This window comes from Nonomuraea sp. NPDC049504 (assembly GCF_040676845.1).
GTDB classification, from domain to species: domain Bacteria; phylum Actinomycetota; class Actinomycetes; order Streptosporangiales; family Streptosporangiaceae; genus Nonomuraea; species Nonomuraea salmonea.
Window position 1 is genome coordinate 88,600 of sequence record NZ_JBFAPT010000032.1, and the last position, 26,456, is coordinate 115,055.

Sequence of the window (26,456 nt, forward strand, 5' to 3'; positions counted from 1 at the left end):
GTCAGGACAGGTGCTCGGCGCGGGAGGCGTAGGGGAGCAGGGCCATCTCGCGGGCGGTCTTGACGGCCTGGGCGATCCGGCGTTGCTGCTGGACGGTGACGCCGGTGACGCGACGGCTGCGGATCTTGCCCCGGTCGGAGATGAACGTGCGTAGCAGGGCGGTGTCCTTGTAGTCGATGCGGTCCACGCCGAGCAGCGGGTTGGGCTTCTTGCGCGGGGCGCGGCGGGGCTTCATGCGATCTCCTTGAGGTCGAGGATGAGGGTGAAGGGGTCGTCGTGGCCGGGGTGCTCGCCGTCGGCCAGCAGGCATGAGTCGAGGAGGCGGTGCAGGCGCCCGGCGTCGAGGTCGGGGCCGGTGAAGACCAGGTGCTGGACGCGGTCGCCGTGCTCGGGATGCCAGTCGAGGGCGGCCGCCACGCGGCGGGCGGGGGAGAGGAGGTCCCACGCGGCCTCGGGCAGCGCGGCCAGCCAGGGGCCGGCGTCCTCGACCGAGACGATGCCGGCGACGGCGTCCCACGCGAGCAGCTGTCCGGGGCGGGTGGCCAGCCAGAAGCGGCCGCGCGAGCGTACGGACGCGGTGACCAGCTCGTCCACGGCCTCGAAGAAGCGGCCGGGATGCAGCGGGCGGCGGCTGCGCCAGACCGTGGTGACGATCTCCTCGGTCGTGGCGTCGGCGGGCAGGCTCGCGGTGCGGGGGTCCACGCGTTCGGCCAGCTCGGACGTGCACAGGGCGGGGCCGGTGACCGCCGGCAGAGCCGCCACGCCGTGCACGGGGGTGACCGGGGCGAGGTGGGCGAGCACCCGCCGCGACAGGTCGCGGTCGTCGTCGTCCCCGCCGCGCAGCACCAGGCCCGTGGCGTATTCGAGCTGCCGGGCCAGGACCTCGGCCAGGTAGCGCTGGTCGCCCGCGGCCGCGGATCTGCCGAGCGTGCCGAGGGGCTCGCCGCGGGTGATGTCGTCGGGCAGGGCCGCGGCGTCGAGGGCGGTGAGCACGGCGGTGAGCCGCAGGAGCTCGCGGGCTTCATCGCAGTCGACGGCCTCGGCGACCGAGCGCGGCTCGACCGTGTCCCACAGATCGACGATCAGCAGGGACGCGCCGGGCGCCAGCAGGACGAGCTGGGGGAGCAGGTCCTCGCGGACGGTGCAGGTGACGCAGCCGTGGGCGAGGCGCACGTCGGTCGTGTCCAGCACGCGGACGCCGTCGCGGACGGTACGTCGCACGCGGCCGTGGACGACGTCGCCCAGATCGTGGTGGACGGCGACGGAGCCCGGATGCCGGGCCAGCAGTTCGTCGACGGCGGCGGTGCGGGCCGTGTCATGTAGGCCGGCGACGAGGACGACGGGGGTTGACACCATGCCTCCCAATAGCAAAATGAAAATCATTATCGTTATGCTGGCACAGTATCGCACGCCGAAAGGAACTGCTTTGGCCAAGTGCGTACCGGCGCGGGCTGATCGAGTGAGGTGACAGGGCTGCAGGGCTCGGGCCCCGCAGCCCTTCATGCCGTCCGAGCGGCGCGGGGCAGGAAGCGGAGGGCCGGGCGGCCGGTGGGGGAGCGGGTGATCTCCGTTCGCACGCCGTACACGCGCTCCACCGTCTCCTCCGTGAGGACCCGGCCTGGTGGGCCGGTGGCGACGAGGCGGCCCTTGTGCAGGAGCAGGAGGTGGTCACAATACTGGGCGGCCAGATTGAGGTCGTGCAGGACGGTGACCACGGTGGCGGGGATGGCGGCGAGCAGGTCGAGCAGGGCCAGCTGGTGGGCGATGTCGAGGTGGTTGGTCGGCTCGTCCAGCAGCAGCTCGGTGGGTTCCTGGGCGAGTGCGCGGGCGATGCTGACCCGCTGGCGCTCGCCGCCGGAGAGCGTGGGCCAGCGGCGATGCTCCAGGTCGGCGACCCCGCACCGGCGCAGGGCGCGGCGGGCGCGGGCGAGGCCGTCCGCGCCCGTCATGCGGCGGTTGTGGGGGATGCGGCCGAGCAGCACGACGTCCAGGACGGTCAGCTCCACGTCGGTGGAGACCTCCTGGGCGGCCACCGCCAGGCGGCGGGCGACGTCGCGGCGCGGCAGGCGGTCCAGGTCATGGCCGTCGAGCAGGACGGCGCCGCCCTGGGGGCGCAGCAACCCCGCGAGCAGCCGCAGGAACGTGGACTTGCCCGAGCCGTTCGGGCCGAGCACCCCGGTCAGGCCGCCGGGAGCCATCTCGACGGTGATGCCGTCCACGATCGGCCGGCCCTGGACCGTCCAGGTGACGTCACGGGCGTGCAGGCTCACGACGGCGTCTCCTTTCTCCGCCGCATGATGAGCGCAAAGGCGGGGACGCCGATCAGGGCGGTCAGCACGCCGACGGGGATCTCGCGGGGTGCGAAGGCGGTGCGGGCGACGGTGTCGGCCGCCAGCAGGAACACACCGCCGTACAGGGCGCAGGCGGGAAGCAGCACGTGGTGACGGCCGCCGGCCAGTGCGCGCACGGCGTGCGGCACGATCAGGCCGGCGAAGCCGATCGCGCCGCTCGCCGCCACCAGCACCGCCGTGGTGAGCGCGGTGACCGTGAACAGGGTCAGCTCGGTCCTGGCCGGGGCGATGCCGAGCGAGGCGGCGGCCTCCCTGCCGAACGCGAACGCGTCCAGCGCCGAGGAGGCGAGCACGCACGCGAGCAGCCCGCCCCCGGCCACCACGGCGCACAGGGCCACGCTCGGCCAGCTCGCCGCGGCCAGCGAGCCCAGCATCCAGAAGGTCACGCCGCGGGTGCTCTGCGCGTCCGCAGCCCAGATGACGATGAGGCTGGTCGCGGCGCTGAACAGCTGCGAGACGACGACCCCCGCCAGCACGACCCTGACCGTGCTGCCGAGCTCCCTGCCGATCATCGCCAGCACGCAGCAGAAGGCGAGCACGCTGCCGCCGAACGCGCCGGACGACAGCGCCGCCGCCCCGGAGCCCAGGCCCAGGACCAGCACGGCCACCGCCCCGGTGGAGGCGCCGGAGGAGATCCCCAGCAGATACGGATCCGCCAGCGGATTGCGGGTCAGCGCCTGCAGCACGGCCCCGCACACCGACAGCCCCGCCCCCACCAGCACGGCCAGCAGCACCCTGGGCAGGCGCAGCTGCCAGATGATGCCGTCGTCCAGCGGCGCGAGCGGCCGCACCGGCAGCCCGGCATGGAACGCGACCGTCCGCAGCACGTCGGCGGGTGACAACCCGGCCGCCCCCACCACGGCGGCGGCCGCGACCGACAACGCCAGGAGCAGCAGCCCCGCGCCGATCACGTACGCCGCCCTCATCGCCTGGCGAAGACGACGTAGTCGTCGAGGTACTGCCAGACGGTGCCCACCTCGGCGAAGCCGGCCGTCCGCAGCGCGGCGAGATGGAAGGCCAGCGGCGCGAGCGGCTGGGGCGGCCGGTCGGCGAAGCGCCGCTCGCGCTCGGGCAGCCGCTCGGCGAGTGCGGGCAGCCGCCCGGCCAGGGCCCACCAAGCGTCCCAGGTGGGGGCGCCGGCGGTGAAGGCGGCCCGCCGTACCTGCTCGTCGTGGCGTGCCGAGACGTCTGCCAGGGCCGGGTGCTCGGGCCCGAACCGCAGATGGTCGGCGTTGAGCAGGACCGCGCCGGGTGGCAGGAGCGCGGCCAGCTCGGTGTAGACGCCGAGGAGCTGCCGCGGCGACAGCCAGTGCAGCGCGGTCGAGGTCAGGACGGCGTCGAAGCGCCACTCGGTGAAGCGCCGGCTCCAGCCGGGCTCGGCCAGGTCGGCGTCGATCACGGTGGCCCGGTCGCCGAGGACGAGTTCGGCGAGCCTGGCCAGCACCGGGTCGTGGTCGGTGGCCACCACGCGGGCGCCCGGGACGCGGGCCAGGACCCGGCCGGTGATCGAGCCGGGGCCGCAGGCCAGGTCCAGCACGGCCGGCTCGGCGGGGGCGTGCAGGCGCAGGACGTCCAGCATGACCTCGAAGCGGTTCTCGCGGTGGGCGACGTACGCGCTCTGCTGCTCCTCCCAGGAGGCCAGCAGCTCGTGCGGGGTCACGTGTTCTCCTTCCTGCCGAACAGGCGGGTCAGGCCGCGGCCGACCTGCTCGACGGCGGTGACGGCGCGGATGGACGGGTCGACGGACGAGCCGGGGACGACGATGAAGCGGTCGTTCCTGACCGCGGTGAGGCGGGCGGCGACGGGGTCGGAGCGCAGGAAGCGCTTCTTGGCCTCGGCGCTGTCGCCGTCGCCGCCCCGGGCGAGGTCGGCGAGCACGATCACGTCGGGGTCGCGGGCGGCGATCTCCTCCCAGTTGCCCTCCGCCCACTGCTTGTCGACGTCGGCGAACGCGTTGCGCGCGCCGAGCAGCCTGGTGATCGTGCCGGGCAGGCCGGTGCCGCCGGCGATGGCCGGCGTCCTGGTGCCGGAGTAGTACCACATGACGTCGGCGTCGAGGTGCTCCGGCCGCTCGGCGGCCCGCAGCCGCCTGCGCAGGTCGGCGACCACGTCCTGGCCGCGCTCGCGTACGCCGAAGACGGTGGCGATGTCGTCGATCTCCTTGAAGATCGCCTCGAACTCGGCGTGCGCGGGGATGAGCGCCTGGTCCTCGCAGTCGTTGGCCGACAGGTACGCGGGCACGCCCAGCTTCGCGAGGTCCTGCCGGGAGCCGGCGGCCTCGGGGGCGAAGGCGGACGCGCGCATCGAGTAGACGAAGTCGGGCTTGGCGGCCAGCAGCGCCTCACGGCCCGGATACTGCGCGGACAGCACGGGCACCTTCGCGTAGTCCGGCGCCAGCTCGGGCAGCACGGGATCGGTCCGGTACGCGGTGCCGGCCATGCGACCGGCCAGCCCCAGGCTCAGCATGATCTCCGCCGCGTTCTGCTCCATGGCGACCGCCCGCCGCGGCGGCGCCGGGATGTCCAGCGGCAGCCCGCAGCTCGTGAGCCGGGCGGCGCCGGTCGCGGCCGTGCCGCTGCCGCAGGCGGTGATCAGCAGCAGCATTAAGAAAATGGGAACGGTTTTCATGTTCGCCGACTTTAGCATCAACGAATCCTCAACGCGGACTCAACACCGGCACGGACACACTGGCCGGGACCTGCGCGTTCACCTGACCACGGAACCTGATCACGGAGCCGGCATGACCACTGTCACCTCACGGGACGACCTCGAGCTCGACTCGCCGTACGAGCCGCCACGCACCGACACGGAACGCCGCCTGGCCGCCCTGTGGGAGGACAGGCTGGGCGTCGCGCCCGTCGGCATCGAGGACGACTTCTTCGAGCTGGGCGGCGACTCCCTGCTGGCGGCCGACGTGCAGTTCGCGATCGACCGCGAGTTCGGCTTCGAGGTGCCCGCCTGGGCGCTGTTCCTGTCGCCGACCATCGCCGAGCTGGCCGCCGTGATCGGCCATGTGTGACCTGTCCGACCCCGGCCTGTTCGAGGCGGGCGGCCAGTACGCGGCCTGGCGGTGGCTGCGGGAGAACGACCCGGTGCACCGGCACGAGCGGGGCTTCTGGTCGGTCACCCGGTACGCCGACGTGGACCGCGTCCTGCGCGACCACACGTGCTTCACCAGCGAGCGCGGCACCCTGCTCAACCTGCTGGGCCGCCCCGACCCGGCCGCCGGGCGGCAGCTCGCCGCCACCGACCCGCCCGCGCACGACCGGATGCGGGCCCCGCTGCAGAAGCTCATGGGCATGCGCTCGGCCGCCGCCTACGAGCCCGCCATCGTCGCGGCGATCACCGAGCTGCTCGCCCCCGGCCTGGACGGGCGGCCGTTCGACCTGGCGGAAGCCGTGCGCGGGCTGCCGCTCGCGCTGATCGGGCCGCTGCTCGACCTGCCGCACGCCGACCGGCCGCGCCTGCTCACGCTGGTCATGGCGGCCGGCGCCGAGGACGACCCCGACTACCAGGTCGCCGGTGACGCGGCCACGACGCTGCGGCGGGCGCACCGCGAGCTGTTCGCGTACTTCCTGCACCTGGTACGCGACCGCGCCCGCGCCCCCGGCGACGACCTGATCAGCCTGATGCTGCCGGAAGGCCCCGGCACGGTGGTCTCCAACTGCTACAGCCTGCTGCTCGGCGCCAGCGTGACCCTGCCGAACGTGGTCAACTCGACCGTCGCAGAGCTGGCCGGGGACGGCGGCTACCGCGCCTGGGCCGCCCGTCCCGATCTGCTGCGCAGCGGGGTGGAGGAAGCGCTGCGCTGGGCGTCGCCCGGCAGCCACTTCATGCGGCACACCACCCGCCCGGTACGCCTGTCCGGGGTGGAGCTCCCGGCGGGCGAGCCGGTGGTCGCCTGGATCGGCGCGGCCAACAGGGACCCCGAGATCTTCCCTGACCCGGACGTCTTCCACCCGGCCCGTACGCCGAACCGCCACCTCGCCTTCGGCAGCGGACACCACTACTGCATCGGCTCCCACCTGGCCCGGCTCACGCTGCGGCTGTTCTTCCAGACGCTCTTCGCGACCTTCGCCGACGTCGCGCTCGCCGCGGAAGCGGTCCGCGTGCGATCGACCTTCCTCACCGGCTTCAAGAAGCTGATCATCACGGGCGTGCCCAGGAGAGGCAGATGACGACAGAGATCCCGTTCACCTACGCCCAGCAGTTGCTGCTCGGGCTGGAGCTGGCCGTGCCGGGCAGCGTGCTCAACCCGGCGTTCATCGTGCGGGCGGCCTACCGCGTGGCGCACGACCTCGACGAAGACGTGCTGCGCCAGGCCGTGGACGACGTCGTGGCCCGGCACGACGCGCTGCGCACGGCCGTGGTCCGCGACGCCGGCCAGAGCATCAAGGCGCACGTGCACGACAGCGTGCCGGGCCGGCTGCTGGTGCACGACGTGGACGACGTGGACGACGAGGACGCCTTCCTCGCGATGGCGACGAACGCGGCGTACCCGCCGGACGAGCCGCCGCTGCTGTGGGTGCACCTCGGCCGGTGCGCGGACGGCACCAGCCTGCTGGTGATCGTCACCCACCACCTCGTCTCGGACGCCTGGTCGCTGACGCTGCTGGCGCGCGACCTGGCCGACGCCTACACCGCGCGGCTGCGGGGCGGCCCGCCGCCCGGCTCGCAGGTCCTGGGGTACGCCGAGGTCGCCGCCGACGACTTCTCGCCCTCATGGGAGAAGACGATCACGGACGCGCTGCCGTACTGGAAGGACCAGCTGGACGGCGTGGCGGACCTCGCGCTGCCGGTGCCGACGCCCGGCAGGCGCGGCGAGCAGCGGACGTGCCGCTTCACCGTGCCCGACGAGCTGTGGCGGCGGCTCGGCCGGGTGGCGCGGCGGCGCAGGACGACGCCGTTCACCCTGCTGCTGACGGCGTTCACCGCGTCGGTCTGGGCCGGGCGCCGCGACGCCGTCGTGCCGATCATCACCGCCGGGCGCAAGCCGTCGGAGTGGTACACGGCCGGCTTCATGCTCAACCTGCTCTGGCTGCGCATCACCACCGAGAACCCCGGCGACCTGGACGAGCTGAGCCGCCGCGCCGACGAGGTGTGCCGGGCGGCCTACCGGCACGACGTGCCGCTGCTGCGGGTGCTGCCCGAGGCGCCGGACCTCACCGCGCTGATCTTCGATCCAGCGGAGGTCGTGGAGCGCACGTTCCCGGTGTTCCAGCTCATCCCGAAGTCGCCGTTCGCGCCCACCGCGGACGACCCGGCGCTGCTGCTGACGCCCGTGCCGGAGGAGCGGCAGCCCGCGCCCGTGATGCCGCTGCACCTGCTCTGGTCGATGCGGGTGGACGAGGAGGTGGTCGGCATCGTCTCCTGCGAGGCCGAGATGTTCGGCCAGGAGTGGGTGGAGGAGAAGATCGCCGGGTTCCTGAGCGTATTGGAGCGGCTGGCCGATGCTTGAGCTCATCGAAGCGCACCTGACCAGCCCGGCCACGGCGATCGCCGACCGCGAAGGCGAGCTGTCCTACCGGGAGCTGGACCGGCGCAGCGCCGGGCTCGCGCGGGCGCTGCTGGAGGCGGGCCTGCGACCCGACGAGCCTGTGGTGATCCACGCCCACCTGTCGCGGTGGGCGGTGATCGGCATGCTCGCCGTCCTGCGGGCCGGCGGCCGGTACGTCGCCATCGACGCCGCCTTCCCCGTCGGGCGGCAGCAGGACGTCGCCCAGGCGTGCGGGGCGCGGATCGCCCTCATCGAGCCGGACATGATCGTCCCGCTGAACGGCCCGTCCTGCCGCATCGGCATGACCACGCTCTCAGGCGGCCCGGTCCCCGCCGGCCAGGCCCGGCTCGCCTACACCTGCTACACCAGCGGCTCGACGGGCACGCCCAAGCCCGTCACGATCTCCCGGGCGGCCCTCGCCTGGTCCACCTCCGCCCGGCTGACCTACTACCCGTCGCCGGTCACCGGGTTCCTGCTGTGCTCGTCCATCTCGTTCGACAGCTCGGTCGCCGGCATCTACTGGACGCTGGCCAGTGGCGGCACCCTGGTCATCCCCAGCCAGCGCCCGTCCGACCTGGCCGCCGCCGCGCGCTTCGCCGCCCAGCACCGGCCCTCCCACCTGCTCATGGTGCCGTCGCTGTACGGGCTCGCGCTCCGCAACGGCCTGGCGGGCGCGTTCGGGTCACTGGACACGGTGATCGTCGCCGGCGAGACCTGCCCGCCCGCGCTGGTCGGCGCGCACTACGCCGCGCTGCCCGAGGCGATCCTCCACAACGAGTACGGCCCCACCGAGTGCACCGTCTGGAGCACGGTCCACCGCTGCGTCCCCGAGGACGCCCGTTCTTCGCGGGTGCCCATCGGCCACCCCGTCCCGGGCGCGCGGGTGTCCATCGCAAAGCCGAACGCTGACGGCGTCGGCGAGCTGGTGATCTCCGGCCCCGGCCTGGCCGAGGGCGTCGGGGACGCCTACCGTACCGGTGACCTGGTCTCCCGGCGCGGCGACGGGGCGCTGCTGTTCCACGGCCGCGCGGACCACCAGCTCAAGCTGAGCGGCGCGCGGGTGGAACGCGCGGAGATCGAGCACGCCATGGCCGCTTTCCCCGGCGTGCGGGAGGCCGCGGTCGGCGTGACGCGGGGCCTGGCGCGGCTCAAGGGCTTCCTGGTCACCGAGCAGGAGCGGATCGACCGCCGGGCGTTGCGCGCCCACCTGCTGGACCGGCTGCCCGTGGTGGCCGTGCCGGCGGTGTTCGAGCGGGTGGACGGCCTGCCGCGGCTGCCCAACGGCAAGGTCGACTACACGGCGCTCGACGACGGCTGATCTTGACGCGCCGGGTGCGGCATGTTGTGATCAACCCACGAATTTCGTACTGATTCAGTAGGAAATGGGTGGTCATGAGGTTCCTCCAGCGTGCCGCCGCGGTCGTCATGCTCTTCGTGAGCGCGGCGGGCGTCCAGGCCGTGCACAGTGGACCGGCGCAGGCGGCTCTCCCCACCGCCGCCGTCGCGCTCGGCGACAGCTTCGTCAGCGGCGAGGGCGCGGGGGACTACCAGCCCGTCGCCGACTCCTCCGGCACGACGCAGGGCTTCCCCGGCTGGTCGGCGGCCAACAGCAACGCCTACTTCTGCCACCGGTCGGCGAACGCCTCGCTGTTCAAGGCGTCGCTGCCGGGCATCCAGCAACGCTTCAACCTCGCCTGCTCCGGCGCCCAGCCCGCCGACATCACCGCACCCGCCAGCGCCCGCCCCGAGGGCCGCACCGTCGCCGCCCAGCTCGACCAACTGCGCGCCGTCGCCCAGACGCACGACATCGACGTCGTCCTCATCGGGCTCGGCTCCAACAACAGCCAGTTCACCTTCGGCGACGTCGCCACGTTATGCGCCAACCGGTTCATCGCCGACGCCTGGACCGGCTGGTGGGAGTTCTGGGCGTACCTGAAGGGCGAGGTGCCGCAGCAGCCCTGCTCCGCCTCCGACCTGGCCACCGCCGCCGAGGTCGCCGCCGCCACCACCGAGACCACCGCCGCCCTGCGGCAGATACTCGACACCCTCGCCCAGGTCGACGCCGACGGCGTCCACCAGGTGATCCTGCAGACCTACACCAACCCGCTGCCGCCCGAGCTCGCCACGCCGTACCACGAGGAGGACGGCCGCAAGGACACCCGCGACAAGTTCCGCGCACTCGGCGCCGAGCGCTACGCCGCCGGCTGCCCGATCCACCGCGCCAGCCTCGGGCCAGGGCACGTGTTCTCCGAGAACCTCGGCACCCTGGTCAAGAACGCGCACGCCACGCTGGCGGCCGAACGCCCGGCGGCCGACGTGCGCGTCCTGGACGTCCAGCGCGCCTTCGACGGGGCCCGCCTCTGCGAGAACTCCGGCAGCCCGTCCGGCGCGCTCGCGACGCCGGTCCGCGTCCAGGACGGGCCGACCGGTACGCCCGTCACCAGCCTGTCCGGGTGGGACAAGATCCGCATCCAGCGCGCGGCGAACACCTGCGTCACCTACTTCCAGACCTGCCAGGAGTCGTGGCACCCCAACGCCGCCGGCCACACGGTCCTCGGCCAGTGCCTGAGCGGCGCCGCCGCCGCGGGGCCGCGCGCGAGCGTCACGTGCGCCCGCAACTCCGACGGGACGATCACCGTCTCCTGACCCGGGCCCGGTACGGTCGGGCGTCATGGGTGTGGAACGACATGTGGTGTCGCCGGGTGAGGACTTCCACCGGACTTACTCGGCGGCACAGATCGACGCGATCGCCGACGCGCTCGAGGAGCGGGGCGAGTTCCCGTACGAGCTGACCTACCTCGGCGACGGCAGCGAGCTGTGGCGCGCGGGCGAAGCGCAGTCAGGCATGGAGACGCTGCCCGAGCGGCACGCCGGGGCGCTCCTCGCGCTCGCGCCGCCGTCGTCGCCGGTGCGGATCGTCGACCTGGGGCCCGGTACGACGCGTCCCGTGCGCGGGCTCATCCGCCACTTCCTGGACGCGTCCCGGCTGGCCGGTTACCGAGGGATCGACATCAGCGCCGAGATCCTCGACCTGGCGGGGGAGGCCCTTCGCGCCGACTTCCCCGAGCAGCGTTTCGAGCTGTGCCAGGGCGACTTCACCGGGCCCGGCCTCGCCCGCGTCCTGCCCGCCGAGCCCGACGCGGCCCGGCTCGTGGTCCTGGCCGGCGGGACCGCGTACAACGTGCCCGATCCCGACCGGCTCCTGCGGCGCGTACGCGCCGCCATGAACGATCATGACGTGCTGCTGCTGACGCTGCGCATCGACACCGGTGTGGACCGTCCGCCGTTCATGGACAAGGTCAGCGTCGGCGGCCCGTACAAGCCGCAGCAGCTGATGGGGCTGGACCTGCTCGGCATCGACCGCTCCTGGTACGTCACCGAGACCGGCTTCGACCCCGTCCGCAGCGAGGTCTTCGTCCGGGTGCGGTTCGCCGAGCCGGTCACCGTGGCCTTCGGCGCGCGGACGGTGTCGTTCGAGCCGGGCGACCGCGTGCTCGTCTGGCGCTACCTCTACCAGGACGGCGCGGCCGTGAGAGACCAGCTCACCCGCTGCGGCTTCCGCGTGCGCCTCTTCGAGCACGGCGACGACCGGCAGATGATCCTCGCCGCCGCCACACCTTCTCAAGAAGATCAGACCTGATTACACTCGGCCCTTGATCGCCGGTGCGGTACCGGCCGACGACCAGGAGGTTTCCTGATGACGCTCAACTTCCCCACCGCGGCACAGCTCCGTGGTGACCTCGACAGCGTGCTTGGGACGTCCATGAAGGACACCGTCTGGAGCATCAGGCTGAAGGACGACGACAACCTCGACCCCGCCGACGTCCACGGTGCGTGACGGTTCGGATTGACGCGGCTCACCACCGGCGGGGACGGCGTGATCACCCACCCCGTCCCCGCTCCCGGCGACACCCGCAAGGCGTGTCTATTTGGCACCCACCGCGTGCTGGCCCCCGCCGACACGCTGCGGCGCATCCAGCCGCTCTTCCCGATCGTCGGCATCACCCGGCTCGCCGACGTCACCTGGCTCGACGAGATCGGCATCCCGGTCTGGCAGGCCGTGCGCCCGAACTCCCGCGCGGTGTCCGTGAGCCAGGGCAAGGGCCTCACCCACGACCACGCCCGCGTCTCGGCCGCCATGGAGTCGATCGAGTCCTGGCACGCCGAACGCCTCGGCCCAGGCGAGGTGACCGCGACCGTCGCCGACATGGAACGCGTCTGCGGCTACCGCGTCCACGACCTGCAGCTCGAACCCCGCCACCACCTCCGGCCAGGGCTGGAGCTGGAGTGGACCAGGGCGACCCGCATGGACGACGGAGCGGGCACCTTCCTGCCCACCGAGCTGCTGCGGCTCGACGGCCGCGTCCGCGACACCTGGATGCCGCCGCTGTTCGCCCAGAACAGCAACGGGCTCGCCAGCGGCAACACCTTCGAGGAAGCGGCGCTGCACGGCCTCTACGAGGTCATCGAACGCGACAGCCTGGCCCGCGCCGAGACCGGCCCGCCGTCACCGCTCCTCGACCTGGCCACCGTCGACGGCCCCGCCGGGGAACTGCTGGAGCTGATGGCGGCGGCCGGAGTCGAGGTTCAGGTCGAGGTGCTCCCTTCGCCCACCGGCCTGGCCTGCTTCCTGGCCACCATCAGGAGCGAGGAGTTCCCCGTGCTGTTCGCCGGCGCGGGCACCCACCTCGACCGTGACGTCGCCCTGTGCCGCGCCCTCACCGAGGCCGCGCAGTCACGCGTCACCCAGATCGCCGGCGCCAGGGACGACCTCACCTCGAGCGCCTACCGGCGCGCCGTCACCGGCGTGCCCGCCGATCTGGCGCCGCCGTCGAAGTCCGGGCGGCTCGGCCACGACGAGATCCCCTCCGTGCGCAACGAGACCCTCGCGGACGACCTGCGCACCACGGTCGGCCGCGTGGTGGCCCTGACCGGGCGGCCCCCGCTGGTCGCCGACCACACCAGGCCCGATCTGGGCGTCCCCGTCGTCCGCGTGGTCTGCCCCGGGCTGCTCCGCCGATCGGCGTTCCTGTGATGACCACGTACCTCTTCGCCGGCCCCAGCCTGCCGGACGCCGCCGGCCTGCTCGCCGGGGACGACGTCACCGTCCTGCCGCCGGTGGGTGCGGGGGACCTGCTGAAGCTCGCGCCCAAGCAGGGCGACGTCGTCGGCATCATCGACGGCTACTTCCGCCAGACCCGCGCCGTCCGGCACAAGGAGATCCTCGCCCTCATCGAGTCCGGCGTCACCGTCGTCGGCGCCGCCAGCATGGGCGCCCTGCGGGCGGCCGAGCTCGACACGTTCGGCATGCGCGGCGTGGGACGCGTCTACCGCGACTACCGCCACGGCCGGCTGACCGCCGACGACGAGGTGGCCCTCCTGCACGGCCCGCCTGAGGACGGCTACCGGCCCATCACCGAGGCCCTGGTCAACATCCGCGCGACCCTGCGCCTGTGCGTACGGGACGGCATCCTCGATGAAGGCGCCGCCGCGGATCTCGCCGCCGAGCTGGCCCGCCGCCCGTACCGGCTGCGCTCCTATCCCGCCCTCATCGAGCTGGCCCGGGCTCTTGGGGCCGAGAAGCTCGAAGCGCTGCGGCAGGTGTGCACGACCCGTCCCGTCAACCTCAAACGCGACGACGCCCTGGAACTGATCGCGGAACTCCGCACGATCCGGCCCGGCCCCGAGCCCGCTTCGTTCACCCTGGCGCGGTCCATCTACCTGCACCGCTGGCAGCTCGGCGCCCGCGACCTCGACACCGAGGACGGCCCGATCCCGGAGCTGAGCATCCTGCGGATGTGCCAGCTCTTCGCCGAGGACTACCCCGACTTCTACCGGAACCTGGTCTACACCCACATCGTCCAGGAATGCACGGACCAGCCCCCGCAGCCGACCCTGGACGCGGCCCTGGCACACGCCCGCCATCGCACGATCATCCCCGAGACCCCCGACGAGCTGGACTTCTTGGACCTGTGGCTGACCCCCGCGGAACGTGATCAGCCCTTGCGGGAACAACTCGCCGCCTTCCTGATCCGCAGCTTCCAGCTGGCCCCCGGCGCCCCCGCCGACGCCCTGGCCCTGGACGCTCTGCGCGGTCGCCCGATCATGTCGGCGGCGGCGAACCTCGTCCACGCCGCCAGAACGGTGAACCAGCACGCCCAGCAGACGCAGTCCACCTTCGACATCCACACCCTGTCGGCGGACCGCATCCTCAACCTGATCGGCGAGCGCTGGGGCGCCGACCCCGAGACCCTGGAACTGCACGCCCTGGACCGGGGCATCCCCTCCCGAGACACATTGATCGCCGCCGCCAGACCCTTCTACCTCCTGGCCACATACAACCCTCACCTCATGGACCTGCGAATCGGGTGACTCGTCAGGGCGGCCGGACAGGCAGCCGTGCCGGGATCACGCCTGCTGGGCGAGTGCGATCAGTTTCTCGATGCGCTTGCGGCGGCGGGCGGCGTTCAGGCGGAGGACGACGACGGCGAGGGTGAGCAGGGCGGCCAGGGTGAGCTGGGGCCAGGGCAGCGCCCACACCCTTGTGGTGGCCGCCGCCTGCTGGGCGGCGACGCCTGGGAGGGGGCCGGTCGCGGGGGAGGGGAGTGCCACGATCGTCGTGCCGATCGGGCCCAGGGGCCAGGCGCCGGGCAGGCGGGCGGTGAAGGTGCGGCGGCCGCCTGGCATCAGCTCTCTGGACCTTGGTGTGGAGGGGTCGGTCCAGGTGTTCTCGGTGAACAAGGTGGAGGTCAGGACCTGGTTGCCGGTGACCGCGCGGACGTTGCCGGTGTTGGCGACGGTGTAGGTCACCGCGACGGTGCCGGGGGTGAAGGGGTTCCAGGAGGCGGTGTACGCCGCGCTTACGCCGGTCACGGACAGCTTGGCCACGTAGTCGCCGGTAACGCGGATGTTCAGGCGGACGCCCACCCGGTTCTGGACGCGTACCTGGCCGGAGACCGTCTCCAGGGACGCGGTCACGCCGGCCGGGTGGTCGCCCGGCGTCGCGTTCGTCGGGACCGACACCGTCACCGGGACGACGGAGGTCGCGCCGGCGGCGACGGTCACCGTCTCGGGGACGGTGATCCAGGAGCCGCCGTCGACCGGCTCGACCCCCGACGGCCGCATGTCGAAGTAGCCCTTGGAGGTCAGGTAGCCGTCGCCCGCGTCGATGCCGAACACGACCGGCTCCGTCGAGCGGTTGATCACCGCCACGTGCTCGACCGTCTGCTGGCCGCCGGCGAGTTCGAGGTCGATGGCGGTGCGGCCGTCGGGGCCGCCGGTGTTCGCCGGTACGACCGACCAGGTGACGTCGGCGTTCGCCGGTACGACCGACCAGGTGACGTCGGCGTGGGCCGCCGGCCCCACCAGGACGGCCGCCGACCCCACCAGGACGGCGGCCGACAAGGCGACCAGCGCGGCGAGGGTGCGCCGCGTACGGCTTGTGGTCAACAGGGTCAACAGGCGTGTCTCCGGTCTCGTCAGGGGCCGTCCGGGACCCTGAGGTCCCGGACGGCCGGCCACGTGTCAGGACTGGTTGAACAGGGAGAGTGTCAGCGTCGTGCGGTACTCACCGGCGGTGACGTCGGTGGGCGTGCGCAGCGCCAGGTCGGCGTTGACCTGCCAGGTGCCGATCTCGTCGGCGGAGTTCGCCGTAGAGACCAGCAGTTCCTGGCCCTGCAGGCCGACCGTGGGCGCTCCCGAGCCGTCGGAGATGACGCTGGAGACGGGCTCACCGGCCGCGACCGCGCCGGTGGGGGAGTCGCTCAGCAGCTGCGGCCGCCAGCCCAGGTACTGCGGGCCGATGGGCGGCGCGGAGCCGTCCGCCGAGACGAACTCCCCGGCCTGACCCACGACCGCCCAGAAGTCACCAGCGGGAATCTGCGCGGGGTCGCGGGTGTCGGTCACCGTGACCGTCGGCAGGGTGCCGACGAACTGCCGGGCGGCGGCGTCGGAGCCGTTCTCCTGCAGGGCCACGCCCGTGTTGTCGGCGACGGTCATGGACACCGAGCCTGGAGTGGTGCGCGGCTCGATCGTCACCGACACGTCGATGCCGTCCTCGGGGTCGTCCTGCGCCACGGCGGGACCGGTCAGGGCGACGCCGGTGAGCGCGGCGCCGATCACCGCGGCGGCGAGCAGCCGCGGAATCCTGGTGGTGATCATGTGATCCCTCCGTCTCTCATGAGCAGTCGAGCGCCGGGTACGCGGCGTCGTACGACGAGGTGACCTCCCGGCCGCCGATCGTCGCCGTGCCCTTCACGGTCACCGTGCCGGCCTCGATCTGCCCGGCCCGGCTGTTGAAGGACTGGTACGCCTGCTTGCCCGGCGTCACGCCGGCCACGGTCTTCGTACCGAACGGCGTGGTCAGCGTCACCGCGGCCGGTGCGTCGGAGCGGTTGACGGCGGTGACCGCCACGTACGCCGACGCGCCGACGCAGCGGGACGCGGCGGAGACCACCAGATCGACCTGCGCCGCCTCGGTGAGGCGGAAGTGGTCGAACGTGACCGTCTGCGAGGCCGTCTGGTTGGTGCCGATGGTGAAGACACCGACCTTCACATCGCCGGAGGCCACCGCGCTGTTCTCCACCGGGGCGGACAGCTCCGTCCACGTCTCGCCGTCGGCGGAGTACGAGCCGGTGAAGGTGCTGCCCTCCTTGACCAGCCGCAGGTGCCACTCACCGCTGGTGAGGTTGTTGGCCTGCGGTTGCGGGCTCTGCACGGTGCCGCCGACCTCGCTGCGCAGCTCGATGGCCCGCGCCACCGTGGCCCCCGGGGCGTTGGTGGTGAGGAAGTCGAGCTTCACGTAGTCGTCGTCACCGGCGTACACCATGAGGCCGCCCTGCTGGTACTGCTCGTTGAGCGCCGAGGCGTCCAGCTTGGTCTCCAGCGTCCAGTCGCCGTCGGGGGCCGGTTGCAGGATGAGGTTCTTCGGGTCGCTGTTGGTGGTGCCGTAGATGTCGCCCGTCGTGGTGTCGAGCTCCAGCTTGCCGTCACGCACCCGCAGTGCGGTGGGGTCGGGGCGGACGATCTCGCTCCAGCGGCAGGCGTCGAGCGCGGTGCCGTCGAACTCGTCGTCCGGGGCGGGCGCGGTCGCCGTGTCGTCGGGGATGAGGTGGAACCAGTCGAAGGCGGCGTCCACCACGGGGTGGTTCGCCCCGGCGAGGGAGATCAGGCCGATCTTCGGGTTGGTGATCCCGGCGAGCGACTTGGTCTGCGGCATCGCGGTGAACGTGGTGCCGTCGGCGGAGTAGTGGGCGGTGATGCTACTGCCGTCGCTGACGAACCGCACGTACACCGTGTCGGGGTAGGCGTCGCCGAGCGCGGCCGTGTTGCTCTCCGCCACCTCGTTCGGGGCGGCGTTCTCCTCCCTGATGAACTGGAAGATGCGGCTGGCGTGGTCGGGACCCGAGGTCGAGCGGGCCTGCAGCACCATCTTGGCGTAGTTGTCGTCGTCGCCGTAGATGATCAGGCCCGCCTGCTGGTACGCGTCCCGCGCGTCCAGCGTCAGCTTGGCCGTGGCCGTCCAGGCGCCCGCCGGGGCCGGCTGCAGCACGATGTTCGGCGTGTCCCCGCCCGTGCTGTAGATGTCGGTGGTCGAGGTCGGGATCACCAGCTTGCCGTCCTCGACCTTGAGGTCCTGGTTCTCCCTGACGACCGTCCAGCGGTCACGGTCGAGCTGGTCACCGAGGAAGTCGTCGGATCGGCCGGTGAAGCACACCGTCGGCGGCGCGGTCACCTTGACCGGCACCTGCGCGGTGGCCGACGCGCCCTTGTCGTCGGTCGCGGTCACCACGGCGGTGTAGGTGCCCGGCACGGTGTAGGTGTGGCTCGCCTCGGCGGTGGTGGGCTCGGGAGCGCCGTCCACGCCGAAGTTCCACTTGTAGGTGATGGGGTCGCCCTCGGGATCGGTGGCCGTCGCCTTGAAGGCGACCTCCAGCGGGGCGACGCCCGTCTCCGGGGTGGCGGTCGCGGTCACCACCGGGTGCTGGTTGTGCGTCGCGCCCTTGCCGACGAAGTCGACCCAGTTGACGTTGAGCAGGTACGCGTCGTCGGCGGCGTCCGCCGGCTTGCGGACGACGAAGTAGAGCGGCCCGCTCTGCGTCGGCGGCTCCGCCAGGTCGAGCGTGACGTCGGTGAACGTCTGCCAGCCGCCGGTGGGCGCCACCTCGGCCGAGCCGATCAGCGTACCGGTCTCCGGATCGCCCATCCGGACCTGCACGGTCCCGCCGGGGCCGCCGGAGGCGGCGCGCAGCCGGATCGCGGTCAGGTTCGACAGGTTCGCCGGGTCGAAGGACCACCAGTCGCCGTCCTGGATGGACGCGACGTGCTCGTTGCCGCCCTGCGGATCGGAGGTCGTCTCCACCGCGACGCCCGGGGTGTCGGTGCCGGTGCCGCCGGTGACCCGGCCGGTGCGGGTGAAGTGCTCGGCCTGCTTGCGCTTGGGCGCCAGCATGACCTCGCCGCGGCCGGTCAGGGACGAGGCGCCGTTGGCGCCGTCGTCGGCGTAACTGGCCTCGATGACGTAGAACAGGTCCTCGTACTCGCCGTGCCCGGCCTGCTGGGTCTGCAGCACGCCCTCGCAGCCCTGCTGCTGGTCGAGCGGGTGACCGTGGCTGTCGTGGCCGAGGATCGCCTGGATCCGTACCCGCTCGCAGTCGATCGTGCCGTCCTCGGCATCGGTCACGGTGACCTCGAACCGCACCTGGTCGCCGAACTCGAAGAACGCGCCGTTCGGCGGCACGTCCACGGTGACGGTGGGACGGGTGTTGCCCGCGGCGATCGTCACGCTCGCGGTGGCGGTCCTGCCGTCGGGGTTCGTGACGGTCAGGACGGCGTTGTAGTCGCCGCCCTCCTCGTAGGTGAAGGACGGGCTCGGGTCGGTGGAGTCGGTGTCGCCGTCGCCGTCGAGGTCCCAGGCGTAGGTGAGCGGCTTGTCGTCCGGGTCCCTGCTGCCCTCGCTGGAGAACGTGACGGTCAGCGGCAGCGGCCCGTCCGTCTTGTCCGCCGTGGCGCGGGCGATCAGCGGGCGGGTGCCCTTGGTGTACTCGACGCGGTAGACGCCGGAGTCGGCGTTGTCGCCGCCGAAACCGGAGCCCCACTCGACCATGTAGAGCGCGCCGTCGGGGCCGAACTTCATGTCCATCGGCTTCTTGAACGACAAGCCGGTGAGGATCTTGTTCATCTCGACGAGCTCGGTGCCGTCCTCGTCGAGCTGGAACGACCACACCGTGTCGTTGTTCCACTCACCGAAGATCGCCTTGCCGTCCCAGTACGCCGGCCACTTGACGTCCGAGTCCAGCTCCGGGTCGTCGCGATAGACCGGCCCACCCATGGGCGCGCCGCCGTTCAGCTCGGGGAAGTGCTGCGGGTCGGCCGCGTAGTGGTACCAGACCGTCGCGGGGACGATCGGCGGCAGGCTGGTCAGGCCGTCGTTGTTCGGCGAGTCGTTGACCGGCGCCGCGCAGTTGAAGGCCGCCCCCGACTGCCGGGTGGCGAAGTCGAAGTCGACGTACGGGGTGTTGTCGCCGACGCAGTACGGCCAGCCGTAGTTGCCCGGCTCGGAGACGATGTTCCACTCGACGGTGTTCTGCGGGCCGCGCGCCGCGCTGGCCGAGGAGGCGTCGGGGCCGTACTCGCCGAGCATGATGTGCCCGGTCTTCGGGTCGAGACCCATGCGGAACGGGTTGCGCAGCCCCATGCCGTAGATCTCCGGCTTGGTCTTCTCCGTGCCCGGCGGGAACAGGTTGCCGTCCGGGATCGTGTACGTGCCGTCGTCCTCGGGGTGGATGCGCAGCAGCTTGCCGCTCAGGCTGTTGGTGTTGCCCGCGGTGCGCTGGGCGTCCCATGCGGAGCGGCCGGAGCGCTCGTCGATCGGCGTGTAGCCGTCGGAGGCGAACGGGTTGGTGTTGTCGCCGGTGGCGAGCCAGAGGTCGCCGCTCTCCGGGTCGATCACCATGCCGCCGCCGTGGTGGCAGCACTCGGCCCGCTGGACGGGGACGTCGAGGATGGTCTTCTCGCTGTCCAGGTCCAGGGTGTCGCCGGTGACGGTGAACCTGCTCAGCCGGTCGACGTTCTCCCCGGCGGGCGAGTAGTACAGGTACACCCAGTTGTTGGTGGCGAAGCCCGGGTCGAGCGCCAGGCCGAGCAGGCCGCTCTCGTTGGCGGTGAAGACGTCGAGCTGCGCGGCGGTCACGGTGCCGCCGGCCGGCTTGATGATCCTGACGTCGCCGAGGCGGTCGATGTAGAAGACGCGGCCGTCCTCGGCGACGTCCACCATCATCGGGTTGGAGGTGTCGTCGTCGAGGGTGACCTTCTCGAAGCTGGAGCTCTGCGAGGCCGAGCAGTCGGCCCTGATCGCGCCCGCGGCCGTCTGGATGCCGCCGAGCAGCAGCTTCAGGAAGTTCGGCTCGCTGTAGTTCTCCTTCATGTGGCCGAGCCCGGTGTACCAGGAGCGGCCGCCGTCGAAGTCGTGGCACCAGGTGATGGGGTGGTCGGCGCCCATCGTGGCGCCGCTGTAGGACGTCTCGTCCATCGACGCCAGCACGTGCACGTCGTTGCGCGGGTTCGCCTGGTAGTCGTACCACTCGTCGGTACGGCTCCACGTCACCGGCAGGTCCTTCGTGGACGGATGCGCCGGGTCCTCGACCTTGACCGTGGCCTGCTGGATCGCCGGGTGGCTCTTGAAGTACGCCCCGACCAGGTCGCCGTACCACTCCCAGCTGTAACCGCTGTCGGCGGCGGCGTGCACGCCGACGAAGCCGCCGCCGTTCCTGATGTAGCGCTCGAAGGCGTCCTTCTGGTCCTGTGTGGCCAGCGGGTCACCGGTCGTGGACAGGAAGATCACGGCCTGGTACTGCGCGAGGTTCTGGTCCGTGAACGCGGTGCTGTCCTCGGTGGTGTCGACCTCGAAGTCGTTGTCCTGACCGAGCTGCTGGATGGCCGCGATGCCCTCGGGGATCGAGTCGTGCCGGAAGCCGGTCGTCTTGGAGAAGATCAGGACCTTGAAGGCGTGGTGCGCCGTGGCGGTCTTGGTGGCGGTCTTGGCGGTGGTCTTGGTGGCGGTCGTGGTGGAGCTGGCGGTGGCTGCGGTGGCGGTGGCTGCGGTGGCGGTGGCTGCGGTGGCGTCGGTGGCGGCCAGGGCGCTCACCGGTGCCGGGAGGAGGGCGATGAGGAGGGATAAGGCGATGACCGTCGCGGTCCGGCGCCTGGGTAACGGGCGTAACGGCAGGACTGCACGGAGCAGCCTGGCCCACGTGCGATGACGTGGTGACATGGAGAACCTTCCTGACCATGGGGACGTCAGGCAAGGCGCGCGCCGCCGCGCTGTTGCCACTTCGGTGGAGCAGGTGGTGCGAAGGCTGGAGGGTGCCGTCTCCATGCCCTTTTTTGTGGGCTTCCGAGATCAATTCAACGGAGTTGTAACACGGGGATGTCCGGCCGGGAAGACCTCTCTCGCGTAACGAGATGGCATCGGCGTATTAACGCGTGAGATCCGGCGTAAGTTACTGAACCGTTACCAAAGTCGCAAACGATTTCACCCTTGTGTCGGCGAAAGTCCCCTCTTTAAATGCGACTTGTCGCACTGCGCCCTTTTCGTGCCCCGTACGAGAACGTCCCGCCCGCCTGAGCAGCCGGTACGAGCCGCACTGGCATCGTTGACGCCGACCTCGGTGCCGCCGCGGTGGTGCCGACCGGCCCGTCAGGCGGGCGGGGCACGGCCCTGTGATCACTACGGCCGCCAGCGGCCGATCTTCTTCGTGATGAGGGTGGCGCCGATGCGCTCGTAGAAGCGCTGCGCGCCCACGTTGGCCTCGGCCACCTCCCAGCGGATCACCCTGCCGGCGGCGACGGCGGCGATGGCGTGCATGAGCCGCTCGCCCACGCGGTCGCCGCGCTCGCCGGCGGCGACGTACAGGTCGTCCAGGTGCAGGTAATCCTCGCCGGACCAGAAGCTCGTGCGCTCCAGCCAGGAGACGTAACCGATCGCCCGCCCGTCCCGCTCGGCGATCAGATAGCCGACCTCGGCCTGGCTGAGCAGTTCCTTCAGCTTGCCGGGCGTCACGGTGAGCGCCGATCCCTGGTGCTGGTGGTCGGCGAGACCTCGCATGAGGCCGTGCACGGTGGTCGCGTCGTCAGGGGTGGCGCGGTGGACGGAGATCACGGTGGTTCTCCTCGTCAGGTCGGGGGCTTATGCACCGTACCCGGGTTGGGTATGCGGGCGGGAAAAGTGAAGGCGTCAGCCGTGCTCCGCGTGCCGGCCGTGGTCGGTCACCTGCGCGTCGAACCAGGCGTGCAACGCGGCGATCAGTGACGCGTCGGTCGTGGTGTAGGTGATGCGGGCGCCGCCGGGCAGCTCGGTGTAGCGGATGGCGATGCGGCTGTGGCCCTGTTCGAGCTCGCGCAGGCCCGGCATCTCGCCGCCGTGGATCGAGGCGGGGTCGCCGTAGTCGCCCTTGCCGAAGCCGGCCGCCTCGGCGGTCAGATGCTCGCGGATCAACCTGACCTGCTCGGCGTCGCCGGGGTCGTCGGAGGTGACCGTCTGCACGCCGCCGGTGGCCGCCTTGGCGAAGCGGTGGGTGGTGCGCTCCAGGTCGAACGGCATCACCTGCCTGCTCCTGGCCGCGATCTCGGCCTGCCGGTCGGCCAGGGCCCGCTCGTCGTCGCGGATGATGAGCGCGTACGCCGTCGCGGCGGCGGCGACGAGCGCCAGTGCGGCGAGGAGCGCCTGGACGCGGCGGTCTCTAAGGGTCATCGATGGCCTCCGTGAGGATGGTCAGGGCGCGCAGGACGTCGGCGCGTTCGGCTTCTGGGACGCGGTCAAGGACGGCGGAGAACCGCTGAGCCCTGGCCTCGGCCAGCCGGGACGCGGCCAGTGCTCCCTGGTCGGTGAGCCGGACCAGCCGCCCGCGCCCGTCACCCGGTGCGGGGATGCGCTCGGCCCAGCCGCGGCTGATGAGCTGGGTGACCAGCCGGCTGGTGGTGCTCTTCTCCAGCTTGAGCCGGTGCGCCAGCTCGCTCTGGCGCAGAGCGCCGTCCCTGGCCAGCTCGCCCAGCGCGTGCGCCTCCGACACGGGGACGGGCTGCCCGCACGGAGTCTGGTCCGGCTGGTGCAGCCCGAAGGCCCGCACGAACCGGGCCACCGCCTCCTGGAGGTCACGCTCATCCGCCATGGTTCGACGATACAACCAAATAGTTGTGTCCTACAACCATTCCTGCGAGTGCGGCTGGAAGCGTGACCACGATCGGATGGCCGACATGGGGCCGGAGAGCTGGATCAGGGTGGTGGGCTCCGTTCAGGACAGGCCGAGCACGCGCATGCGTACGGCGTCGAGGGTGTACTGGGGCAGGACGCGGCCCATCGTGCTCATCAGGCGGGATTTCTTGCCTCGTCTTCGAGCTTGCCGACCGCGTCGGTGTGGATCGAGCCGGGCTCGATGAGGACGGCCGCCACCCCGTACGGCTTGAGCTCCATGCGCAGCGCGTCGTTGAGCGAGCGGATGGCGTGCTTGGACGAGCACAGCGGCCCGCCGAAGGGCAGCGTGATCCAGCTCCCGACCGAGCCGACCGTGACGACCCTGCCCCGCGAGGCGCGCAGCATCGGCAGCATCGCCTGGGTGACGCCTGGGTGACGGCGATCTGGCCGAAGACGTTGACCTCGTACTGGCGGCGCAGCGCCTCCAGCGGGACGAACTCCAGCGGGCCGGTGACGCCGATGCCGGCGTTGTTGACCAGCGCGTCGAGGCGGCCGAGCCGGTGGGCGGCGTCGGCGATCTGTCCCTCGTCGGTGACGTCGAGCTTGATCGGGGTGACGGCGGGGCCGAGCGCCTCGCCGTCGGCGTCCTCGCGCACGCCGGCGTGGACGGTGAAGCCCTCGCGGGCCAGCAGCAGGGCGGTGGCCCGGCCGATGCCGGTGGAGGCACCGGTGACCAGGACGTTCTTCGACATGGTGTGCTCCTCAACGCTGTCCGGCCGCGACCGGCCGGGCTGTCTCGTCTTCGGCCTTGAGTATGCGGTTCTCCTTGATGAGGAAATAGATGAGCAGGCCGCTCATGATGAGGATGAGCTGGAAGCCCACCGCGCACAGGTACGTCGCGATGACCGTCCTCGACCTCACCGGGCGGACGTAGCTGAAGGCCATCCAGCCGCTCCAGCCGAGCACGAGGACCACCGCGCCCTGGAGGGGAAGCGTCGTCAACGCCCACGCGCAGAAGGCGACGGCGAGGACGGCCATGATCGTCGCCGAGTAGGGTTCGGTGCGTTTGGTCATGGCCCGGACTCTAGGAAGATCACCCCGCCGCCCGCCTCCGTCACGTGACTGAAGTCCGTACACAAGAGCAGCGATCAGCCTCACCCGATCGAGCCCCGTGGATCGGAGGAGCGGCCTGATATCAGAGACGAGCTCCTGGCCGTGACGGGCCCGTGGGCCGGAAGTTCGGTCGGCACCTCAGTGCGATGACGGAGGCGGGCCGCCGCGCGTGCCGGTTAGCGTCGGCGGCGTGAAGCTGATCAACGAACATCTGGCCGTCAAGGCCCGCCTCCTGCCCACGACCGGCGACGGATTCGTCGTGCTGGCCGGCGAGATCGGCACCTGGCGAGGCTACCTGCCCTCCGCTCCCGCCCGGCTGGCCGGGCACCTCAAAGCACTCGCCGCGGACATCGAGGCCCGCGAGGCCACCGTGTTCCGCGCCGTGTTCCGCACCCCGGGCGAGGGCGACGCGTTGCTCGCCGCCCGGGGCATCCATCCCGCGCGCTACGACGTGGTCGTGCTCATCCGCACCTCGTCCGTGGAGGCCGCCTTCGAGGTACGCGAGAGCGCGGCGTACAAGGAGCTGGCCGTGGCGCTGCGCGGGGCGGCCCGGCGTACGCACGAGGTCGTCGCGGGCAACGCGGGCCGGCTCGGCGACGTCGACCACGGCCAGGACCACTACTTCCTGTTCAACTACTTCTACGCCGACGACCGCGAGACGCTGCTGAAGGTGTGGGAGTACACCGCGGGCTGGTTCCAGGCCAGGACGAAGCTGGCTGACTCCGCGCTCATGCGCCCGGTGGAGGGCGAGCCCGCCGACTACGGGCTCATCAACCACGCGAGCTGGCCCGCACTCGGCACGTTCCTGCCGCACCTGATCTTCCGGCCGTCCTTCCGCAGGTTCGTGCTGGCCAGCTTCAAGGCCAACGGCATCGCCGCGCAGCCGATCATCTATCGCCGGGTGTGATGCCCAGCCTGCCCAGCTCCGCCCGGGAGGCGACGCCCAGCTTGGGGAACGCCTTGTACAGGTGCGAGGCCACCGTGCGCGGGCTCAGGAACAGCTGGGCGGCGATCTCCCGGTTCGACGCGCCCGTGACCGCCAGCCGGACGACCTGCAGCTCCTGCGGGGTGAGGGTGGCCAGCAGGTCGCCGGCGCCGCCGCTGGTGACGGAGACGCCGGCCGCGCGCAGCTCACCGGCCGCGCGGGCCGACCACGGCGCGGCGCCCAGGCGGTCGAAGGCCTTCATGGCGGCCTCCAGGTGGCCGCGGGCCTCGCCGCGCCGCTGCTGGCGCCGCAGCCACTCCCCGTAGACGAGCTGCGTACGGGCCTGGTCGAAGGGCTGCTCGTGCCGCAGATGCAGCTCAAGGGCGCGCTTGTACTCCCGCTCGGCGCCGTCCTCGCCGGCCATGAGCGCCCTGGCCCGGTGCTGGACGGCCAGCGGGCCGGGTTGCCCGGTGGACCCGGCCCACTCCGCGTGCTGGCGCAGCGCCTCCCGCGCGCGTTCCGGGGTGCCCGCCCTGACGGCCGCCTCGACGTAGTCAGGCCAGGCGTAGCGCCAGATGAACGCGTGACGGCACGCGCCCGACATCGCCCGGTCCATCCCGTCGAGCATCACCTCGTAACGGCCCCGGCCCAGCTCGAGCAGGGCCTCGGCGTACTCGGCCCAGCACCGGCTCGGGAACGACTTCGACGCCTCGGAGTGTCGCCGCGCCTCGGCGGCCAGCGCGGCGTACTCCTCCTCCGCCCCGGCGACCGCCGCCAGCCAGGCGCGCACGCCCGCCAGATAGCCGCGCCACACCGGCTGGCCCATGTCCGCAGCGAGGCTCAGCCCCTCCGCGGTCGCGTCGCGGGCGGCAGGGTGCCTGCCGTCCATCAGCTGGGCGATGGCCAGCACGGCCATCGCGTGCGGCATCCGTCCGAGACGCCCCTCCGCCCGGCAGTCACGGACCATCTCCGCCGCGGCGTCGAGCATGCCTTCGCGGTCGGCGGGCATCACGGCCTGCAGCGAACCGATCAGGCGCAGGTCGAACGGCATGTCCGCCACACCGGCCGGGTGCGTGATGACCACGGAGCTGCCGCCCTCCAGGATCGTGCGGAAGTTCTGGTTCATCGCCCGCACCACCGAGGTCACCCCCTCGCCGGCCGGTGTCAGCTCCGTGATGCGGCGCGCAAGGTCCAGCTGGCCGGGGTGGGCTGCGCTGGTCCAGGTGTAGTAGCCGGCCATGCCGAGCAGCGACAGCCGGGTGAGATCGTCCACACCGGCCTCGGCGATCCATCGCACAACCTATCCCAATGTCACCACCACTCCGGCCATCAGCCAATGTGAGCGGGAGGGGGGCGGCGGCACGCTGCGGGGCGCGATCG

At 71.9% G+C, this 26,456-nt stretch carries 25 protein-coding genes and 1 pseudogene; 10 read left to right on the top strand and 16 right to left on the bottom strand.

The features are described from left to right. Position 1: 1 nt before the first annotated feature. The 6 genes from rpsR to AB0K28_RS42890 all read right to left on the bottom strand — a co-directional run bounded on the left by rpsR (position 2) and on the right by AB0K28_RS42890 (position 4,955). A complete protein-coding gene (gene rpsR, locus AB0K28_RS42865) occupies positions 2 to 235 on the bottom strand; it encodes a 30S ribosomal protein S18 (RefSeq protein WP_345409822.1) in 234 nt (77 codons plus the stop codon). Beyond that, on the bottom strand, positions 232 to 1,356 hold the full coding sequence (locus AB0K28_RS42870; RefSeq protein WP_364381913.1) for a GTP-binding protein: 1,125 nt from the start codon (positions 1,354 to 1,356) through the stop codon (positions 232 to 234). The genes rpsR and AB0K28_RS42870 overlap by 4 nt, the downstream gene beginning before the upstream one ends. A 143-nt stretch (positions 1,357 to 1,499) precedes the next feature. Then, the gene (locus tag AB0K28_RS42875; RefSeq protein WP_364381916.1) at positions 1,500 to 2,270 is read right to left on the bottom strand and encodes an ABC transporter ATP-binding protein; all 771 of its coding nucleotides are present in this window, start codon (positions 2,268 to 2,270) and stop codon (positions 1,500 to 1,502) included. Beyond that, a complete protein-coding gene (locus AB0K28_RS42880) occupies positions 2,267 to 3,277 on the bottom strand; it encodes an iron chelate uptake ABC transporter family permease subunit (RefSeq protein ID WP_364381919.1) in 1,011 nt (336 codons plus the stop codon). Before AB0K28_RS42880 ends, AB0K28_RS42875 begins: the two co-directional genes overlap by 4 nt. After that, a complete protein-coding gene (locus AB0K28_RS42885) occupies positions 3,274 to 4,011 on the bottom strand; it encodes a class I SAM-dependent methyltransferase (RefSeq protein WP_364381922.1) in 738 nt (245 codons plus the stop codon). Before AB0K28_RS42885 ends, AB0K28_RS42880 begins: the two co-directional genes overlap by 4 nt. Further along, a complete protein-coding gene (locus AB0K28_RS42890) occupies positions 4,008 to 4,955 on the bottom strand; it encodes an ABC transporter substrate-binding protein (protein WP_364381925.1) in 948 nt (315 codons plus the stop codon). The genes AB0K28_RS42885 and AB0K28_RS42890 overlap by 4 nt, the downstream gene beginning before the upstream one ends. A gap of 136 nt (positions 4,956 to 5,091) precedes the next feature. Between AB0K28_RS42890 and AB0K28_RS42895 the strand changes: the two genes are divergently transcribed. The 9 genes from AB0K28_RS42895 to AB0K28_RS42935 all read left to right on the top strand — a co-directional run bounded on the left by AB0K28_RS42895 (position 5,092) and on the right by AB0K28_RS42935 (position 14,220). Then, positions 5,092 to 5,370 (top strand): phosphopantetheine-binding protein, encoded by a 279-nt coding sequence (locus AB0K28_RS42895; protein WP_364381928.1) that lies wholly within the window; start codon positions 5,092 to 5,094, stop codon positions 5,368 to 5,370. Further along, entirely contained in the window at positions 5,363 to 6,529 is a 1,167-nt protein-coding gene (locus tag AB0K28_RS42900; RefSeq protein ID WP_345405129.1) for a cytochrome P450, read from the top strand. The genes AB0K28_RS42895 and AB0K28_RS42900 overlap by 8 nt, the downstream gene beginning before the upstream one ends. Then, entirely contained in the window at positions 6,526 to 7,809 is a 1,284-nt protein-coding gene (locus tag AB0K28_RS42905; RefSeq protein ID WP_345405132.1) for a condensation domain-containing protein, read from the top strand. Before AB0K28_RS42900 ends, AB0K28_RS42905 begins: the two co-directional genes overlap by 4 nt. Next, positions 7,802 to 9,166 (top strand): amino acid adenylation domain-containing protein, encoded by a 1,365-nt coding sequence (locus tag AB0K28_RS42910; RefSeq protein WP_364381932.1) that lies wholly within the window; start codon positions 7,802 to 7,804, stop codon positions 9,164 to 9,166. Before AB0K28_RS42905 ends, AB0K28_RS42910 begins: the two co-directional genes overlap by 8 nt. Positions 9,167 to 9,240: 74 nt before the next feature. Continuing rightward, complete coding sequence (locus AB0K28_RS42915; protein ID WP_345405138.1) at positions 9,241 to 10,494, top strand: SGNH/GDSL hydrolase family protein; 1,254 nt, start codon at positions 9,241 to 9,243, stop codon at positions 10,492 to 10,494. Between the two features lie 25 nt (positions 10,495 to 10,519). Beyond that, positions 10,520 to 11,488 (top strand): L-histidine N(alpha)-methyltransferase, encoded by a 969-nt coding sequence (locus AB0K28_RS42920; protein WP_364381935.1) that lies wholly within the window; start codon positions 10,520 to 10,522, stop codon positions 11,486 to 11,488. 57 nt (positions 11,489 to 11,545) lie between these two features. Beyond that, positions 11,546 to 11,686 carry a hypothetical protein gene (locus tag AB0K28_RS42925; RefSeq protein ID WP_345405147.1) on the top strand — a complete coding sequence of 47 codons (141 nt, stop codon included), beginning with the start codon at positions 11,546 to 11,548 and terminating at the stop codon, positions 11,684 to 11,686. A 9-nt stretch (positions 11,687 to 11,695) separates the two neighbouring features. Further along, a complete protein-coding gene (locus AB0K28_RS42930) occupies positions 11,696 to 12,883 on the top strand; it encodes a YcaO-like family protein (protein WP_364381943.1) in 1,188 nt (395 codons plus the stop codon). Continuing rightward, positions 12,883 to 14,220: a TfuA-like protein gene (locus AB0K28_RS42935; protein ID WP_364381946.1), complete on the top strand. Its 1,338-nt coding sequence runs from the start codon at positions 12,883 to 12,885 to the stop codon at positions 14,218 to 14,220. Before AB0K28_RS42930 ends, AB0K28_RS42935 begins: the two co-directional genes overlap by 1 nt. 36 nt (positions 14,221 to 14,256) lie before the next feature. Here the strand turns inward: AB0K28_RS42935 and AB0K28_RS42940 are convergent, their stop codons facing one another. The 9 genes and pseudogenes from AB0K28_RS42940 to AB0K28_RS42980 all read right to left on the bottom strand — a co-directional run bounded on the left by AB0K28_RS42940 (position 14,257) and on the right by AB0K28_RS42980 (position 24,112). Continuing rightward, on the bottom strand, positions 14,257 to 15,306 hold the full coding sequence (locus tag AB0K28_RS42940; RefSeq protein WP_364381949.1) for a hypothetical protein: 1,050 nt from the start codon (positions 15,304 to 15,306) through the stop codon (positions 14,257 to 14,259). Positions 15,307 to 15,372: 66 nt separating this feature from the next. Beyond that, on the bottom strand, positions 15,373 to 16,008 hold the full coding sequence (locus AB0K28_RS42945) for a hypothetical protein (RefSeq protein WP_364381952.1): 636 nt from the start codon (positions 16,006 to 16,008) through the stop codon (positions 15,373 to 15,375). 16 nt (positions 16,009 to 16,024) lie between these two features. Beyond that, positions 16,025 to 21,118, bottom strand: a complete 5,094-nt coding sequence (locus tag AB0K28_RS42950) for a ThuA domain-containing protein (RefSeq protein ID WP_364381955.1) — start codon at positions 21,116 to 21,118, stop codon at positions 16,025 to 16,027. A 456-nt stretch (positions 21,119 to 21,574) separates the two neighbouring features. Continuing rightward, a complete protein-coding gene (locus tag AB0K28_RS42955; RefSeq protein ID WP_364381958.1) occupies positions 21,575 to 22,006 on the bottom strand; it encodes a GNAT family N-acetyltransferase in 432 nt (143 codons plus the stop codon). 75 nt (positions 22,007 to 22,081) lie between these two features. Further along, entirely contained in the window at positions 22,082 to 22,597 is a 516-nt protein-coding gene (locus tag AB0K28_RS42960) for a hypothetical protein (RefSeq protein WP_345405180.1), read from the bottom strand. After that, complete coding sequence (locus tag AB0K28_RS42965; RefSeq protein ID WP_345405183.1) at positions 22,587 to 23,015, bottom strand: MarR family transcriptional regulator; 429 nt, start codon at positions 23,013 to 23,015, stop codon at positions 22,587 to 22,589. The genes AB0K28_RS42960 and AB0K28_RS42965 overlap by 11 nt, the downstream gene beginning before the upstream one ends. A gap of 197 nt (positions 23,016 to 23,212) precedes the next feature. Further along, positions 23,213 to 23,452 (bottom strand): SDR family NAD(P)-dependent oxidoreductase, encoded by a 240-nt coding sequence (locus AB0K28_RS42970; protein WP_364381962.1) that lies wholly within the window; start codon positions 23,450 to 23,452, stop codon positions 23,213 to 23,215. A gap of 20 nt (positions 23,453 to 23,472) precedes the next feature. Then, positions 23,473 to 23,790 (bottom strand): annotated as a pseudogene (locus AB0K28_RS42975) (SDR family NAD(P)-dependent oxidoreductase); the annotation flags it as partial. Between the two features lie 10 nt (positions 23,791 to 23,800). Continuing rightward, positions 23,801 to 24,112: a hypothetical protein gene (locus tag AB0K28_RS42980; RefSeq protein ID WP_364381965.1), complete on the bottom strand. Its 312-nt coding sequence runs from the start codon at positions 24,110 to 24,112 to the stop codon at positions 23,801 to 23,803. A gap of 229 nt (positions 24,113 to 24,341) precedes the next feature. Here AB0K28_RS42980 and AB0K28_RS42985 point away from each other — a divergent pair, with 229 nt between their 5' ends. Beyond that, positions 24,342 to 25,058, top strand: coding sequence for a hypothetical protein (locus AB0K28_RS42985; RefSeq protein WP_364381968.1), 717 nt, complete (start codon positions 24,342 to 24,344; stop codon positions 25,056 to 25,058). On the opposite strand, the gene AB0K28_RS42990 is transcribed toward AB0K28_RS42985, so the two are convergent. Further along, entirely contained in the window at positions 25,039 to 26,373 is a 1,335-nt protein-coding gene (locus AB0K28_RS42990; protein ID WP_364381971.1) for a LuxR C-terminal-related transcriptional regulator, read from the bottom strand. The two genes, AB0K28_RS42985 and AB0K28_RS42990, sit on opposite strands and share 20 nt — an antisense overlap. Positions 26,374 to 26,456: the final 83 nt, after the last annotated feature.

Excerpts from the sequence above, each read along its gene's own strand:
- AB0K28_RS42895 (WP_364381928.1), top strand. The coding sequence starts at position 5,092 with ATGACCACTGTCACCTCACGGGACGACCTCGAGCTCGACTCGCCGTAC.
- AB0K28_RS42935 (WP_364381946.1), top strand. The coding sequence starts at position 12,883 with ATGACCACGTACCTCTTCGCCGGCCCCAGCCTGCCGGACGCCGCCGGC.
- AB0K28_RS42900 (WP_345405129.1), top strand. The coding sequence starts at position 5,363 with ATGTGTGACCTGTCCGACCCCGGCCTGTTCGAGGCGGGCGGCCAGTAC.
- AB0K28_RS42925 (WP_345405147.1), top strand. The coding sequence starts at position 11,546 with ATGACGCTCAACTTCCCCACCGCGGCACAGCTCCGTGGTGACCTCGAC.
- AB0K28_RS42980 (WP_364381965.1), bottom strand. The coding sequence starts at position 24,112 with ATGACCAAACGCACCGAACCCTACTCGGCGACGATCATGGCCGTCCTC.
- AB0K28_RS42880 (WP_364381919.1), bottom strand. The coding sequence starts at position 3,277 with ATGAGGGCGGCGTACGTGATCGGCGCGGGGCTGCTGCTCCTGGCGTTG.
- AB0K28_RS42915 (WP_345405138.1), top strand. The coding sequence starts at position 9,241 with ATGAGGTTCCTCCAGCGTGCCGCCGCGGTCGTCATGCTCTTCGTGAGC.
- AB0K28_RS42870 (WP_364381913.1), bottom strand. The coding sequence starts at position 1,356 with ATGGTGTCAACCCCCGTCGTCCTCGTCGCCGGCCTACATGACACGGCC.
- AB0K28_RS42910 (WP_364381932.1), top strand. The coding sequence starts at position 7,802 with ATGCTTGAGCTCATCGAAGCGCACCTGACCAGCCCGGCCACGGCGATC.
- AB0K28_RS42965 (WP_345405183.1), bottom strand. The coding sequence starts at position 23,015 with ATGGCGGATGAGCGTGACCTCCAGGAGGCGGTGGCCCGGTTCGTGCGG.
- AB0K28_RS42890 (WP_364381925.1), bottom strand. The coding sequence starts at position 4,955 with ATGCTGCTGCTGATCACCGCCTGCGGCAGCGGCACGGCCGCGACCGGC.
- AB0K28_RS42970 (WP_364381962.1), bottom strand. The coding sequence starts at position 23,452 with ATGCTGCCGATGCTGCGCGCCTCGCGGGGCAGGGTCGTCACGGTCGGC.
- AB0K28_RS42905 (WP_345405132.1), top strand. The coding sequence starts at position 6,526 with ATGACGACAGAGATCCCGTTCACCTACGCCCAGCAGTTGCTGCTCGGG.
- AB0K28_RS42950 (WP_364381955.1), bottom strand. The coding sequence starts at position 21,118 with ATGTCACCACGTCATCGCACGTGGGCCAGGCTGCTCCGTGCAGTCCTG.
- AB0K28_RS42920 (WP_364381935.1), top strand. The coding sequence starts at position 10,520 with ATGGGTGTGGAACGACATGTGGTGTCGCCGGGTGAGGACTTCCACCGG.
- AB0K28_RS42945 (WP_364381952.1), bottom strand. The coding sequence starts at position 16,008 with ATGATCACCACCAGGATTCCGCGGCTGCTCGCCGCCGCGGTGATCGGC.
- AB0K28_RS42960 (WP_345405180.1), bottom strand. The coding sequence starts at position 22,597 with ATGACCCTTAGAGACCGCCGCGTCCAGGCGCTCCTCGCCGCACTGGCG.
- rpsR (WP_345409822.1), bottom strand. The coding sequence starts at position 235 with ATGAAGCCCCGCCGCGCCCCGCGCAAGAAGCCCAACCCGCTGCTCGGC.